The sequence below is a fragment of the Nocardia sp. JMUB6875 genome, assembly GCF_041154655.1.
GTDB lineage: Bacteria > Actinomycetota > Actinomycetes > Mycobacteriales > Mycobacteriaceae > Nocardia.
Genome location: NZ_BAAFGR010000001.1, coordinates 75,549 through 90,035, shown reverse-complemented (window position 1 = coordinate 90,035; position 14,487 = coordinate 75,549). Strand labels below are relative to the sequence as shown.

8 protein-coding genes are annotated in these 14,487 nt (G+C 67.7%); 3 read left to right on the top strand and 5 right to left on the bottom strand.

What is annotated here, in order from left to right; translation table 11 throughout:
• The first annotated feature begins 88 nt into the window (after positions 1 to 88).
• The 3 genes from lysX (at position 89) to ACAM49_RS00375 (ending at position 4,346) form a co-directional block, all read left to right on the top strand.
• Positions 89 to 3,352 (top strand): bifunctional lysylphosphatidylglycerol synthetase/lysine--tRNA ligase LysX, encoded by a 3,264-nt coding sequence (gene lysX, locus ACAM49_RS00385; RefSeq protein WP_369633469.1) that lies wholly within the window; start codon positions 89 to 91, stop codon positions 3,350 to 3,352.
• Between the two features lie 103 nt (positions 3,353 to 3,455).
• A complete protein-coding gene (locus ACAM49_RS00380; protein WP_369633414.1) occupies positions 3,456 to 3,677 on the top strand; it encodes a hypothetical protein in 222 nt (73 codons plus the stop codon).
• Positions 3,678 to 3,728: 51 nt separating this feature from the next.
• Positions 3,729 to 4,346, top strand: a complete 618-nt coding sequence (locus ACAM49_RS00375) for a histidine phosphatase family protein (RefSeq protein WP_369633413.1) — start codon at positions 3,729 to 3,731, stop codon at positions 4,344 to 4,346.
• A 63-nt stretch (positions 4,347 to 4,409) separates the two neighbouring features.
• Here ACAM49_RS00375 and ACAM49_RS00370 read toward each other — a convergent pair whose 3' ends face one another.
• The 5 genes from ACAM49_RS00370 to gltB all read right to left on the bottom strand — a co-directional run bounded on the left by ACAM49_RS00370 (position 4,410) and on the right by gltB (position 13,757).
• Positions 4,410 to 5,261, bottom strand: a complete 852-nt coding sequence (locus tag ACAM49_RS00370; protein WP_369633412.1) for a cutinase family protein — start codon at positions 5,259 to 5,261, stop codon at positions 4,410 to 4,412.
• Between the two features lie 306 nt (positions 5,262 to 5,567).
• Complete coding sequence (locus ACAM49_RS00365) at positions 5,568 to 6,587, bottom strand: alpha/beta hydrolase (RefSeq protein ID WP_369633411.1); 1,020 nt, start codon at positions 6,585 to 6,587, stop codon at positions 5,568 to 5,570.
• Positions 6,588 to 6,627: 40 nt separating this feature from the next.
• The gene (locus ACAM49_RS00360) at positions 6,628 to 7,329 is read right to left on the bottom strand and encodes a hypothetical protein (RefSeq protein WP_369633410.1); all 702 of its coding nucleotides are present in this window, start codon (positions 7,327 to 7,329) and stop codon (positions 6,628 to 6,630) included.
• A 237-nt stretch (positions 7,330 to 7,566) separates the two neighbouring features.
• Positions 7,567 to 9,036: a glutamate synthase subunit beta gene (locus ACAM49_RS00355; protein ID WP_369633409.1), complete on the bottom strand. Its 1,470-nt coding sequence runs from the start codon at positions 9,034 to 9,036 to the stop codon at positions 7,567 to 7,569.
• A 71-nt stretch (positions 9,037 to 9,107) separates the two neighbouring features.
• Entirely contained in the window at positions 9,108 to 13,757 is a 4,650-nt protein-coding gene (gene gltB / locus ACAM49_RS00350; RefSeq protein ID WP_369633408.1) for a glutamate synthase large subunit, read from the bottom strand.
• Positions 13,758 to 14,487 lie beyond the last annotated feature (730 nt).

Sequence of the window (14,487 nt, the reverse complement as noted above, 5' to 3'; positions counted from 1 at the left end):
GGGCAACATTCACACTGATGCGGTGACTTCGACGCAGGACCGGCCGCACCACGACTCCGACCAGAGGCCGGAGCCGCGGTCACCGGAGGTGCCGCACCGCGGGCACGGCCGATTGCGCGAGGTCCCGCACATCGCCGGCACCGCGCTCGGCGTGTTCTCGGTCCTCTGCTTCGCCTGGAGCATCTCCCCCGGCCTACGCTTCCTGACCTCGCACCTACGTCGCTTCATCGACACCTACTACTTCGACGCCCCCGACACCTCGCTGGTGTGGGCGCTGGTCGTGGGCCTGCTCGCGGGCGCGACCGCCAGCCGCAAACGCATCGCCTGGTGGCTGCTGGTCGGCTACATGGCCGCCTACACGCTCGCCAACGCCCTGGATTTCGCCGCCGAGGGCGATGTCAACGCGCTGGTCGCGATGATCATCCACGTCGTGGTGATCGGCGTGCTCATCGCCTCCTGGTCGGAGTTCTACACCCACGTGCAGAGCGGCGCGGTGTGGCGGGCGCTGGGCGTGCTGGCGGGCGGGCTCGCGCTGGGCTGCCTGGTCGGCTGGGGACTGGTCGAACTGTTCCCCGGCACCCTGCCCGATCACACCGAACGCGCGCTGTGGGCGGTGTCCCGGGTGACCGGCGCGATCCTGGTGTCCAACGAGGACTTCGACGGGCATCCGCCGCATCCGGTGAACCTGCTGCTCGGCCTGTTCGGCGCCATCGCGCTGCTGGCCGCGGTGATCACGCTGTTCCGTTCGCAGCGCTCCTCCAACGCGCTCACCGGACTCGACGAATCCGCGCTGCGCGGGCTGCTGGAACGCTCCGATGTCGAGGATTCGCTGGGCTACTTCGCCACCCGCCGCGACAAGGCGGTCGTCTTCGCCCCCAGCGGCAAGGCCGCCGTCACCTACCGCGTGGAACTCGGCGTCTGCCTGGCCTCGGGCGATCCCATCGGCTGCAAGGAGGCCTGGGGGCAGGCCATCGACGCCTGGCTGGAGCTGGCCGACCAATACGGTTGGGCCCCGGCCGTAATGGGCGCGAGCGAGCTCGGCGCCACCGCCTACCGCCGGGCCGGGCTCTCCGCGCTGCGCCTGGGCGACGAGGCGATTCTCGAGACCCGCAGCTTCTCCCTGGCCGGGCCGGACATGAAGCAGGTCCGGCAGGCCGCCAACCGACTCAGCAAGCAGGGCATCACCGTTCGCGTGCGGCGGCACAAGGAGATCTCGGCCGAGGAGATGCAGGACGTCATGCGCCGCGCCGCCGCCTGGCGCGACACCGAGACCGAACGCGGCTTCTCCATGGCGCTGGACCGGCTCGGCGATCCGCTCGACGGCGACTGCCTGCTGGTCGAGGCCGTCGCCCCGAACGGGGCCGTGCTCGGCATGCTGTCGCTGGTCCCGTGGGGCCGCACCGGCGTCTCGCTGGACCTCATGCGCCGCGACCGCACCGGCCCCAACGGGCTGATGGAACTCATGATCTCGCGGCTGGCCCTGAACTCCGAGCAGTACGGCATCACCCGAATCTCGTTGAACTTCGCGGTCTTCCGCGCGGTCTTCGAGGAGGGCGGCCGCATCGGCGCGGGCCCGGTGCTGCGCATGTGGCGCGGCGTGCTCATGTTCTTCTCGCGCTGGTACCAGCTCGAGGCGCTCTACCGCTCCAACGTGAAGTACCAGCCCGAATGGGTGCCGCGGTTCTCGCTCTTCGAGGAGCGCCGCCACCTGCTGCGGGTGGCCGTGGCCAGTGCGCTGGCCGAGGGCTTCCTGCCCCGCCTCGGCCGCGATCCCGACGCCTCCGCGCACACCGGTCTGCGACCGTCGGTGCCGCCCACCATGACCGGGCTGCACGCCGACGGCAGCGCACCCGACCTGCCGCCCGAGGACCTCGAGGAGAACGGCCCGCGCCGCCCCGAACAGGTCCGGGTGCGCATGGACAAGCTGGCCAAACTGCAGGAATCCGGCGTCGAGGCCTATCCGGTCGCCTACCCGCCCACCCACACCGTGGCCGCCGCGCGCAACTGCCCGCAGGGCACCACCGTGCGAGTCTGCGGGCGGCTCTTGCGGATTCGCGACTACGGCGGCGTCATCTTCGCCGTGCTGCGCGACTGGTCCGGCGACATCCAGCTGCTCATCGACCGCGGCCGCGTCGGCCCCGAGCGGAGCCAGGCCTTCACCGAATACTTCGACCTCGGCGACCTCATCGAGGTGAGCGGGCAGATCGGCCGCAGCCGCCGCGGCGAACTGTCACTGCTGGCGCAGGACTGGCGAATGATCGGCAAGTGCCTGCACCCGCTGCCGGACAAGTGGAAGGGCCTGTCCGATCCGGAAGCCCGAGTGCGGCAACGCTACGTCGACATGGCCATCAACGCCGACGTCCGCGAGGTGATGGCCAAGCGCAGCGCCGTGGTGCGCTCACTGCGCGACACCCTGCACGGCTGGGGCTTCCTGGAGGTCGAGACCCCGGTGCTGCAGCAGGTGCACGGCGGCGCCAACGCCACCCCGTTCACCACCCACATCAACGCCTACGACCTCGACCTGTACCTGCGCATCGCTCCCGAGCTGTACCTCAAGCGGCTGTGCGTGGGCGGCATGGAGAAGGTCTTCGAACTCGGCCGCGTCTTCCGCAACGAGGGCGTGGACTACAGCCACAATCCCGAGTTCACCATCCTGGAAGCCTATGAGGCGCACAGCGATTACGAGCGCATGATGCACGCCTGCCGCCAGCTCATCCAGGAGGCCGCCCTCGCCGCCAACGGCAAGATGGTCGCGCTGCGGCCCGGCGACGACGGCGCGCTCACCGAGGTCGACATCTCCGGCGACTGGCCGGTCAAGACCGTGCACGGGGCCGTCTCCGACGCCATCGGCGAGACCATCACCCCCCAGACCGACGCCGAACGGCTGCGGCTGCTCTGCGAGAAGGCGGGCGTGCCCTTCCAATTGGGCTGGGACGCCGGGCAACTCGTGCTCGAGATGTACGAGCACCTGGTGGAATCGGCCACCCAGGAGCCCACCTTCTACATCGACTTCCCCACCTCCGTCTCCCCGCTCACCCGGGCCCACCGCCACATCCCCGGCGTCACCGAGCGCTGGGATCTGGTGGCCTGGGGCGTCGAATTGGCCACCGCCTACAGCGAATTGACCGATCCGGTGGAGCAGCGCCGCCGCCTCACCGAACAGTCCATGCTGGCCGCGGGCGGCGATCCGGAGGCCATGGAACTCGACGAGGACTTCCTGCAGGCCCTCGAGCACGCCATGCCGCCCACCGGCGGCCTCGGCGTCGGCGTGGACCGGGTGGTCATGCTGCTGATCGGCCGCAGCATCCGCGAAACCCTGCCGTTCCCCTTGGTGAAACCGCGCAATGCGTGATTCTCGGCAGGACCGGGGAAAACCCTGATTGCCGGGACCGGATCTGCGGTTAATCTGAGATTCGGCCCGGCGACGGGCATACCGGACCGATCGGGGGTTTCCCATGCACTACCTGGATCTGATGACCCAGTCGACCCTGCTTGACCACCACGTCTGGACCAACCCGGACACCTGGACCGCCGCACTGGAGAACTCGGCGGCCAAGCGCAGCAGCCGCCGGCGCGGCGGCAGCTTCTGGATCTTCGCGGCGGTCTGCTGCATCGGTATCATCGCGCTGGTGCTCGGCATCGTCTACCTCATGACCAACCGCCGCAAGCGGCAGTAACCGGCGCCACCCGGCCATCGAATCGAGGGCGGGGTACGGCAGAGTGGGGATGTGCAGTTGATCCTCGTCCGCCATGCCCAGCCCGAACGATTGCTGGGTTCCTCCGGCCCGGCCGACCCGGATCTCACACCCACCGGTGTCGAACAGGCGGGCCGGGTTCCGGCCGCGCTCGCCCCGCACCGCATCGCGCGGGTGGTCAGCAGCCCGCAGTTGCGGGCCCGCGAGACCGCCCGGCCCACCGCGGAGAAGCTCGGGCTGGACGTCGACATCCTCGACGGGCTCGCCGAATACGATCGCGACCTGCCGATCTACATCCCGATCGAGGACGCCCAGCAGGAATTCCGCGAGACCTACGAGCGCATCAAGGCCGGGTATCTACCTGAGCAGATCGACGGCGCGGCCTTCATCGCCCGTGTGCGCGAGAGCATCTCGGGCATCGTCGCGGCCGCCGACCACACCGAGACGGTGGTCGTCTTCGCGCACGGCGGCGTCATCAACGTGCTGCTGCAGGACGTGCTGGGCCTGGCCCGCCCGCTCACCTTCCCCATCGACTACTGCTCGATCACCCGAATCCTGCACTCGCGCACCGGCAGCCGCACCGTGGCCACCGTCAACGAGAACGGGCACGTCTGGGATCTGCTGCCGCGCACGCAACGACCGAAGCTCTGAGGCCCGGCCGATACGAGAAAGGCCGCTCCCATTGCGGGAGCGGCCTTTTCGTTCAATCGAACCTTACGCGTTCTGCATGATCCAGCCGTGCATCCACGTGATGGCGGTCTGACCGCCACCGACCCCGTAGCTGCCGTAGCTGGTGTGCGTGCCGCTGCGGTAGAACTGCTCGAGCTGGTGGGCGTACTCGCTGTCGGCGCCCTCGGCCAGCTGGGCCTGCAGCGTCGGCAGACCGCCCTGGGCCATCAGATCGTTGATGATCGACCCGAGCTGGAGCTGGGTCTGCCAGGGGTTGAAGTTGTTCGGGTTGCTGGCCTGGGCCAGGAAACCGGCGAAGCGGGTGACGAAGTCGGTCTGCTCGGTGGAGCAGTACAGATCGCCGATGGCGCACACGGTGCGCACCTTGTCACTGACCCAGCCGAAGCCGCCCACGCGCGCCCCGCCCGCACCCGCGCCGGGCGCGATCGGGCCGACCTGGGCATCGGAGGGCGAACGGCTCGGATCGGAGATCAGCGCCACGGCCGCGACGCGATCCGGCGGCACCACACCGTGGCCCGTGCCGATCTCGGCGGCCAGATCGCCGGCCGCGTCCGCGCCCTGGCTGTAGCCGGTGATGGCGATCTTGGTGCCCGGGCAGCGCGCGCCCATGGCCGCGACCAGACCGCGGGCGTTATCGACGGCTTCCTTCTTGGAGGCCGCGTAGACGTCGCCCTCCCACGGGAAGGCCGTCGCCGCGTAGGTGACGTAGTCGACCTCGCCAGGCAAACCATTGGTTACCCCGGACAGCATGCCGGGCTTGGGATCCTTGTCGTGACCGGTCTCCCACGTGCCCGGGACGGCCACCGTATAGAGGGTCGGGCACCCGGCTCCGGGGTCGGCTGTAACAGGCCCGCTGCCCAGCACGATTCCCGTCATGAGCACGCTCGCTGCTGCCCCCGCAGCCGCGACAACATTCTTCAACCGCATACTGCTCCAGTTCACGCTTTGTGCCGGGACATCTTGCCCGTCCCGATTCCCGATCATGGTGCGGTCGCCGGATGACAGTCCGGTGCACTTCGGGTTAACCCGAGTAACCGCCCCGTATGACTTGGCCGAAACAGACCGCGTGACGAGATCGGCGACACAGCCGACAAGCATAAAGGGGCCTTTGCAGCTCTGCCAGGCGAGTTCGCGAACACGTCCGATTTCCGGCCCGATCGATCAAATCCACGGCGGCACAGGTCAACCCTGCAACGCCGCCTCCAGCAGCGGCCAGGAGCGGTGCAGCGCGTCCTCCCAGTAGCGCCACGAATGCGTGCCCGAGGGCCGGAACTCGATCTGCGCCGGAATGCCCAGTGTGCCCAGGCGATCGGCGAGCGCGTGCGTGCACCCGTTGGTCGCGGCCTCGATCAGACCGCCCAGGATGATCTGATTGGCCAGCGTGGCCGGGCGACCGGCGATCGACGGCGAGTCCAGGGTGTCCAGCGGACCGGGCAGTCCGGTCGAGCTCGAGATGAACAGCGCCTTCCCGCGCAGGGCCTCGGCATTGAGCACCGCGTCGTGGCGGGCCCAGTCCGGGTCGCCGACCGCACCCCACATGTTCGCGGCGTCGGCGTTGCCGCGGTCCAGCACCATCTGGATGTACTTGCGGCTGTTGGCGTCCGCGGTGGAGGCGCAGCCGCTGTAGGCCGCCACGGCGCGATAGCGATCGGGCGCGGCGATGGCCAGATTCAGCGCGGAGGTCGCGGACATGGAAACCCCGGCGATCGCGTTCACGCCGGAGGCGCCGAGTGCCTTGTCGATAATGGGCGGCAGCTCCGCGGAAAGGAACGTCTCCCATTTCTGACGGCCCAGGGCCGGGTCGTCCTGTTGCCAGTCGGTGTAATACGAGAATTTACCGCCGACCGGCGATACCACATTCACGTTCTTGTCGGAGAAGAATTGCACGACATCGGTCTGCCGATACCAGGTGGCCGAATCCTCGCCGCCGCCCGCGCCATTCAGCAGATACAACGTCGGCCGCGGCACGCTGTTGTCCGCGGCGGTGAGCACCTGGATCGGAATCACCCGATCCATGGCGGCCGAATAGATCTGGAACTCCTCCTGCCGCTGTCCGGGCCGATCGATCGAAACCAGATGCGCGCCCGCGTTATCCGCGGGCGCGGCCACGGCCGTACCGATGGCCCCCGGCGACGACGAGAGGGCCAGCGACAACGCCAGGCCCGCGATCGCGGTGAGTGCCGGTGACTTACGTATGCGCATCGGTACGAGCATTCCTGTCGACGAATCGGCCCGGTCGGGATCAGCTGCCGATGTACTTCTTGATCGCGTCCGCGATGATGTCGCTGATCGAACCGGTCGAGCTGGTCTGACCGTCCGAGGAGCCGAGGCCGTTGTTGTTCAGGCTGCCCAGGGCGGACTCGCCGACGGTGTTCGGCCGGGCGGTGAAGCACGCGGTCAGATTCGGCAGCTCGTTGCTGACGCCGACGGTGCCCGCGACGCCGACGCCGCCGCTGGTGACCTGCTGACCACCGGAGAGGTTGGTGGGCACCCGGTAGGTGACGGTGTAGGTGACCGGGTTGCCGGAGTTCACGAACCAGCCGGTGCTGGTCACCTTCCAGCCGCCGGCGTTGGGCTCCGGAGTGACGGCCTCGGTGCGCTGGCCGGTGCCCAGGTGGTAGGCGGTGACGCTGGCGCTCAACGGGGTGCCGAATCCGGACGGCGGGAAGTCGGTGATGGTGTTGACGTACGGGTTGCCGATGCCGGTGGTGCCGACGACGATCTTGTAGGTCGCGGTGGTGCCGACGCCGATCGAATCGCCGTTGACCGACTTGTCGTAGGTCATGGTGATGCCGACCGTGCTGGCGTCCCGCTTCTCGGCGTGCGAGGTCTGGCTGCAGGTCGCGGCCGAGGCGGCCGAGCTTTCCAGGGTGATGACGCTCAGGCCGGCGGAAACCATTGCGGCGGCACTGACGATCGCGGCCGCGCGGCGATTACGGAACATACTTCTCCTCCAAGCGTCCCGATGGCGTTCCGGGACCGATCCAGGCTTACCGAGCGCTGCGGGCGACTCGGAGGCGGATTCCACACGGGGAGTAAGTAAACAGGTGTAACTGGTCTCTCGTCCAGGGTTTGCGAAAATTGCTCGAAACTACTGACTAGTACACATTTCACATGCGATTTCGGCATGAAAAAAGCACCCCGGAACCGAAGTCCGGGGTGCTTTTTCAGCTTTCTCGACTCAGCGCTGGGCGACCATGGTCGGGGTGATCGGGGACGGCAGCGCCGTCTCACCCTCCAGGTACTTGTCCACCGCGGCGGCCGCGGCGCGGCCCTCGGCGATGGCCCACACGATCAGCGACTGGCCGCGGCCCATGTCACCGGCGACGAAGACGCCGGGAACCGTGGTGGCCCAATCCTTGTCGCGCATGACATTGCCGCGCTGGTCGTAGCCCACGCCCAGACCCTCGAGCAGGCCGTGCTTCTGCGGGCCGACGAAGCCCATGGCCAGCAGCACCAGATCGGCCTCGAGGGTGAAGTCGGTGCCCTCGACCTTCTCGAAGCGGCCGTTGACCATCTTCACCTCGTGCGCCTGCAGCCCGGTGACCTTGCCGTCCTCGCCGAGGAAACGCTCGGTGTTGACGGAGAACACGCGCTCGCCGCCCTCCTCATGAGCCGAGGAGACGCGGTACATGAGCGGGTAGGTCGGCCACGGGGTGGAGGAGGCGCGCTCCTCCGGCGGACGCGGCATGATCTCGAACTGGTGGACCGACTCCGCGCCCTGACGGTGCGAGGTGCCCAGGCAGTCCGCGCCGGTGTCGCCGCCGCCGATGATGATGACCTTCTTGCCGCGCGCGTTGATGCGCGGCAGGCCGTCCTCGTCGGTGATCGGGTCGCCCAGCTGCACCCGGTTGGCCAGCGGCAGGAACTCCATGGCCTGGTGGATGCCGTCCAGATCGCGGCCCGGGATGGGCAGGTCACGGGCGATGGTCGCACCACCGGCCAGCACCACCGCGTCGAACTGCGCGCGCAGCTGCTCGGCGGTGATGTCCACGCCCACGTTCACGCCGGTCTTGAAGATGGTGCCCTCGCCCTCCATCTGCGCCAGCCGGCGGTCGATGAAACGCTTCTCCATCTTGAATTCCGGGATGCCGTAGCGCAGCAGGCCGCCGATGCGGTCGTCGCGCTCGAACACGGTCACGGTGTGGCCCGCGCGGGTCAGCTGCTGGGCGGCGGCCAGACCGGCAGGTCCGGAACCGACCACGGCGACGCGCTTGCCGGTGAGGCGGGTCGGGTAGACCGGGGTCACCCAGCCCTCGTCGAAACCGTTCTCGATGATCTCGACCTCGACCTGCTTGATGGTCACCGGATCCTGGTTGATGCCCAGCACGCAGGACGCCTCGCACGGAGCCGGGCACAGGCGGCCGGTGAACTCCGGGAAGTTGTTGGTCGCGTGCAGCCGCTCGAAGGATTCCTTCCAGGAACCCTTGTACACCAGGTCGTTCCACTCGGGAATCAAGTTACCCAGCGGGCAGCCGTTGTGGCAGAACGGAATACCGCAGTCCATGCAACGGCTGGCCTGGCGCTGCAGGGTCTCGTGGGAGAACTTCTCCTCGTAGACCTCTTTCCAGTCCATCAAGCGAAGCGGAACCGGACGGCGCTTGGGCAGTTCCCGGCTGGTGTGCTTCAGGAAGCCTTGTGCGTCACCCATTTACGAACTCCTGACTACAGCGCTGTGCGCGCGGAAAAACAGAGGTGCCGCTGTGCACCGAGTAGGTGAGGTCAGCCACGAGCCGCCTCCATGATGGCTTCATCCACGTTCCGGCCGGCCTTCTCGGCCTCGGAGATGGCGAGCAGGACCTTCTTGTAGTCGCGCGGCATGACCTTGACGAACTTGGTCACCTGCTGCGCCCAGTCGCCCAGGATGCGTTCCGCGACAGCCGAATCGGTCTCGGCGCGGTGCTGCTCGACGATGTCCTTCAGGGTCTGCGCGTCCTCGGCCGAGAGCTGCTCGAGGTCGACCAGCTCGGTGTTGAGGTTGGCCTCGAAGGTGCCGTTCGGGTTGTAGACGTAGGCGATACCGCCCGACATGCCGGCGCCGAAGTTGCGGCCGGTCTCGCCGAGCACGACCACGCGACCACCGGTCATGTACTCGCAGGCGTGGTCGCCCACACCCTCGACCACCGCGGTGGCGCCCGAGTTGCGGACACCGAAGCGCTCGCCCGCGACACCGCGGATGAAGGCCTGGCCCGAGGTGGCGCCGAACAGGATCACGTTGCCCGCGATGATGTTCTGCTCCGCCACGAACTCCGCGGGCGCGTCGGCCGACGGGCGCACGATGATGCGACCGCCCGAAAGGCCCTTGCCCACATAGTCGTTGGCGTCGCCGGAGACCCGCAGGGTGATGCCGGCCGGGACGAACGCACCGAACGAGTTACCGGCGGAACCGGTGAACGTGATGTCGATGGTGTTGTCCGGCAGGCCGACTCCGCCGTAGAGCTTGGTGACCTCGTGGCCGAGCATGGTGCCGACCGTGCGGTTCACGTTGGTGATCTTGGTGTCGATCTTGACCGGCTTGCCCCGCTCCAGCGCATCCGCGGCCTGCGCGATGAGCTGGTTGTCCAGCGCCTTGTCCAGGCCGTGGTCCTGGTCCTTGGTGCGGCGGCGGTCCTGGAACATGAACGCGGTCTCGACGTCGTCCAGGATCGGCGACAGGTCGAGCTTGGCGGCCTTCCAGTGCGCCTTGGCGGCGGTGGTGTCGAGCAGGTCGACCCGGCCGATGGCCTCGTCCAGGGTCCGCAGACCCAGCGACGCCAGCAGCTCACGGACTTCCTCGGCGATGTAGAGCATGAAGTTCTCGACGAACTCCGGCTTGCCGGTAAAGCGTTCGCGCAGCACGGGGTTCTGGGTGGCGACGCCGACCGGACAGGTGTCGAGGTGACACACGCGCATCATGATGCAGCCCGAGACCACCAGCGGAGCGGTCGCGAAACCGTACTCCTCGGCGCCCAGCAGCGCGGCGATCATGACGTCGCGGCCGGTCTTCATCTGACCGTCCACCTGCACCACGATGCGGTCGCGCAGGCCGTTGAGCAGCAGGGTCTGCTGGGTCTCGGCCAGGCCGAGCTCCCAGGGGCCGCCCGCGTGCTTGAGCGAGGTCAGCGGCGAGGCGCCGGTGCCACCGTCGTGGCCCGAGATCAGCACCACGTCGGCGTGCGCCTTGGAGACGCCCGCGGCGACGGTGCCGACGCCGGGCTCCGCGACGAGTTTCACGTGAATCCGCGCCTGCGGGTTCGCGTTCTTCAGGTCGTGGATCAGCTGCGCCAGATCCTCGATCGAGTAGATGTCGTGGTGCGGCGGCGGCGAGATAAGGCCGACGCCGGGCGTCGAGTGCCGGACCTCGGCGACCCACGGGTACACCTTGTGGGCCGGAAGCTGGCCGCCCTCACCGGGCTTGGCGCCCTGCGCCATCTTGATCTGGATGTCGGTGCAGTTGGTCAGGTAGTGCGCGGTCACACCGAAGCGACCCGAGGCCACCTGCTTGATCGCGGACCGACGCCAGTCGCCGTTCTCCTCCGGCTCGAAGCGCGCCGGATGCTCGCCGCCCTCACCGGAGTTCGAGCGACCGCCCAGGCGGTTCATGGCGATGGCGAGCGTCTCGTGCGCCTCGGCCGAGATGGAGCCGTAAGACATCGCGCCGGTGGAGAATCGCTTCACGATCTCCGACGCGGGCTCGACCTCGTCGATCGAGATCGGGTTGCGGCCCTCGGACTTGAACTTGAACAGGCCGCGCAGCGAGGCCAAGCGCTCCGACTGATCGTCGACGAGCTTGGTGTACTCCTTGAAGACCTTGTACTGGCCCGACCGGGTGGCGTGCTGCAGCTTGAACACCGTGTCCGGGTTGAACAGGTGGTACTCGCCCTCGCGCCGCCACTGGTACTCGCCGCCGACCTCGAGCTCGCGGTGCGCGCGCTCGTTGCGGTTCTCCAGGAACGCGACCCGGTGCCGCTGCGCGACCTCGTCGGCGATGTCGTCGAGGCCGATGCCGTCCAGCGGCGACTTCAGACCGGTGAAGTACTCGTCGACGAGCTCCTGCGCCAGGCCGACGACCTGGAACAGCTGCGCGCCACGGTAGGAGGCGATGGTGGAGATGCCCATCTTGGACATCACCTTCAGCACGCCCTTGCCGGCCGCCTTGTTGTAGTTGTAGACGGCCTTCTTGAAGTCGGCCGCGTGATCGCCGGTGCTGCCCGGCATCTGCAGCGCGCCGCGCTCCAGCATGTCCTCGATGGACTCGAAGGCCATGTACGGGTTGATGGCCGCCGCGCCGAAGCCGATCAGCATGGCCATGTGGTGCACCTCGCGGGCGTCACCGGCCTCCACGACCAGGCCGACCTTGGTGCGGGTGCGCTCGCGGACCAGGTGGTGGTGCACCGCGGCGGTGAGCAGCAGCGACGGGATCGGGGCCAGCTTCTCGTTGGACTCGCGGTCGGACAGCACGATGATGCGCGCGCCGCCGTCGATCGCGGCCGAGACCTGACGCTGCACGGCCTCGATGGCCTTGCGAAGTCCCTTGCCGCCCTTCTTGACCGGGTACAGGCCGTGCACGACCACCGACCGCAGGTGCGGACGCGAACCGTCGTCGTTGATGTGGACCAGCTTGGACAGCTCGTCGTTGTCCAGGATCGGCTGGGTCAGGGTGATCTGACCGCAGGACTCCGGTCCCGGGTTCAGCAGGTCGGCCTCGGGGCCGATCATGCTGCGCAGCGAGGTGACCACCTCTTCGCGGATGGCGTCCAGCGGCGGGTTGGTGACCTGCGCGAACAGCTGCGAGAAGTAGTCGAACAGCAGGCGCGGACGCGAGGACAGCACCGCGATCGGGGTGTCGGTGCCCATCGAGCCGAGCGCCTCGCCGCCGGTCTGCGCCATCGGCGAGACCAGCAGGTTCAGTTCCTCGGTGGTGTATCCGAAGATCTGCTGGCGGATCAGCACGCGGTCGTGCGACATGTGCTCGTGCGGGCGATCGGGCAGATCGCTCAGCTTGGTCGGGCCCTCGTCCAGCCACTGCTGGTACGGGAACTCGGTGGCCAGCGACTGCTTGACCTCGTCATCGGAGATGATGCGGCCCTGCGAGGTGTCGACCAGGAACATGTGGCCGGGCTGCAGGCGCTTCTTGTAGACGACCTTGGCCGGATCGATGTCCAGCACGCCGACTTCGGAGGCCAGCACGACCAGACCGTCCTCGGTCACCCAGATGCGGCCGGGGCGCAGACCATTGCGGTCCAGCACCGCGCCGACGACCGTGCCGTCGGTGAAGCACACCGAGGCCGGGCCGTCCCAGGGCTCCATGAGGAAGGAGTGGTAGCGGTAGAAGGCGCGCTGCTCCGGGGTCATGGACTCGTGGCGCTCCCACGCCTCCGGGATCATCATGAGCACGGCGTGCGGCAGGCTGCGGCCGCCCAGGTGCAGCAGCTCGAGCACCTCGTCGAAGCGCGCGGTGTCCGAGGCGCCCGGGGTACAGACCGGGAAGATCTTCTCCAGGCGGTTGTTGCCCTCGGAGTCGGTGCCGAACACATTGGAGTTCAGCAGCGCCTCACGCGCCCGCATCCAGTTCTCGTTGCCGGAGACGGTGTTGATCTCACCGTTGTGGGCGACGCGCCGGAAGGGGTGCGCCAGCGGCCACGACGGGAAGGTGTTGGTGGAGAAGCGCGAGTGCACGATGCCCAGCGCGGACTCGACCCGGTCGTCCTGCAGGTCCAGGTAGAACGCCCGCAGCTGCGGGGTGGTGAACATGCCCTTGTAGACGAAGGTCTCGCCGGACAAGCTCGGGAAGTAGACCGACTCCTTGCCGGTCGCGCCCTCACCGGCGCCCGCCTTGCCGAGCTCGTGCTCGATGCGCTTGCGGATGACGTAGGCGCGACGCTCCAGGTCCATGCCGGAGAGCTGCTCGGCGCTGTCCCTCGGGGAGGCGATGAAGATCTGCCGGAACGTCGGCATCGCGTCGCGCGAGAGCGCGCCCAGCGAAGACTCGTCGATCGGGACCTCGCGCCAGCCGAGGACCTCGAGGCCCTCCTCGCGCACGATCTTCTCCACGCCGTATCCCGCGCGGGCGGCCTCGCGGCGGGCCTGCGGGAGGAACGCGATACCGGTGGCGTACGAACCTTCGGCGGGAAGCTCGAAGTCGACGACCGCACGGAAGAACTTGTCCGGGAGCTGGATCAGGATGCCCGCGCCGTCACCCGAGTTGGGTTCGGCGCCGGCCGCGCCACGGTGCTCCAGGTTCAGCAATGCCGTAATAGCCTTGTCGACGATGTCGCGGCTGCGGCGGCCGTGCATGTCGACGACGAATGCGACACCGCAGGCGTCGTGTTCGTTCGCCGGGTCATAGAGCCCGATGGGTCCAGGGGACCTGTGGCCAGGAAGTTGCGTCATGCCTCTGCCTTCACAAAAAACAGGCCTTCGAAGAAAAGGGCCTTCGTCGAACGCCTCCGGTAGGGACTGCGCCCGGACGTTTCGGAGACCAGCGGCGCTGATGGTCACTCCGTGCAGTCAACTTTGCAGTTGTCGACCCGCTTCGATTACCTAGTCGGGTGCTCGGTGGTAACGGAACTCTTACGCGTTCGCTACACACCGCGCCGTTCTCGCCCGCTAGGCTGAGCACCGATCGGGCCTCTGACCGTATGGGGAGTTATGCCGAATTGTGTAGTTCGGCGTAAGAGCAAACGATAAGTCAGGACTGGAGCCCAACCAACTTAGGTTGCGCTAATTCCAGCTTCTAGCTGGGCTTCTTCATCGGTCCTCCAACACACGCGCGGTGTCCAGTGTAAAGCAGGGGCGCATGGGTGTTTCAGTTGAGTTCACCACTGCATCGCAGGCACGCGAGGGCTCCGACCTGGGCCGTCCAGCGCAGCTCCGGACCGCCTCTCACCTGCAATGAAACAGATTTCCCCGCAAAGGGATCCGGCAAACCGGACGTTAGGCGGCTAACTTTCCGGACAAGTTCCGCCGCCGCGGCGGCCTCCGGGCCGACATGACCGCGCAACCTGCCGACCGTACGGAATTTTTCCTGAATGTGGGATTCAGCACACGCTCAGCTAACTGTAAAACTGTCTCCCAGCCCCGTTTTCGGCGATATCCAGGCCGTTCCGCGCGTGATCAACAC

Bases quoted from the DNA above. Each gene is read 5' to 3' on its own strand.
- ACAM49_RS00380 (WP_369633414.1), top strand. From the start codon at position 3,456: ATGCACTACCTGGATCTGATGACCCAGTCGACCCTGCTTGACCACCAC.
- ACAM49_RS00370 (WP_369633412.1), bottom strand. From the start codon at position 5,261: ATGACGGGAATCGTGCTGGGCAGCGGGCCTGTTACAGCCGACCCCGGA.
- ACAM49_RS00365 (WP_369633411.1), bottom strand. From the start codon at position 6,587: ATGCGCATACGTAAGTCACCGGCACTCACCGCGATCGCGGGCCTGGCG.
- ACAM49_RS00360 (WP_369633410.1), bottom strand. From the start codon at position 7,329: ATGTTCCGTAATCGCCGCGCGGCCGCGATCGTCAGTGCCGCCGCAATG.
- ACAM49_RS00355 (WP_369633409.1), bottom strand. From the start codon at position 9,036: ATGGGTGACGCACAAGGCTTCCTGAAGCACACCAGCCGGGAACTGCCC.
- gltB (WP_369633408.1), bottom strand. From the start codon at position 13,757: ATGACGCAACTTCCTGGCCACAGGTCCCCTGGACCCATCGGGCTCTAT.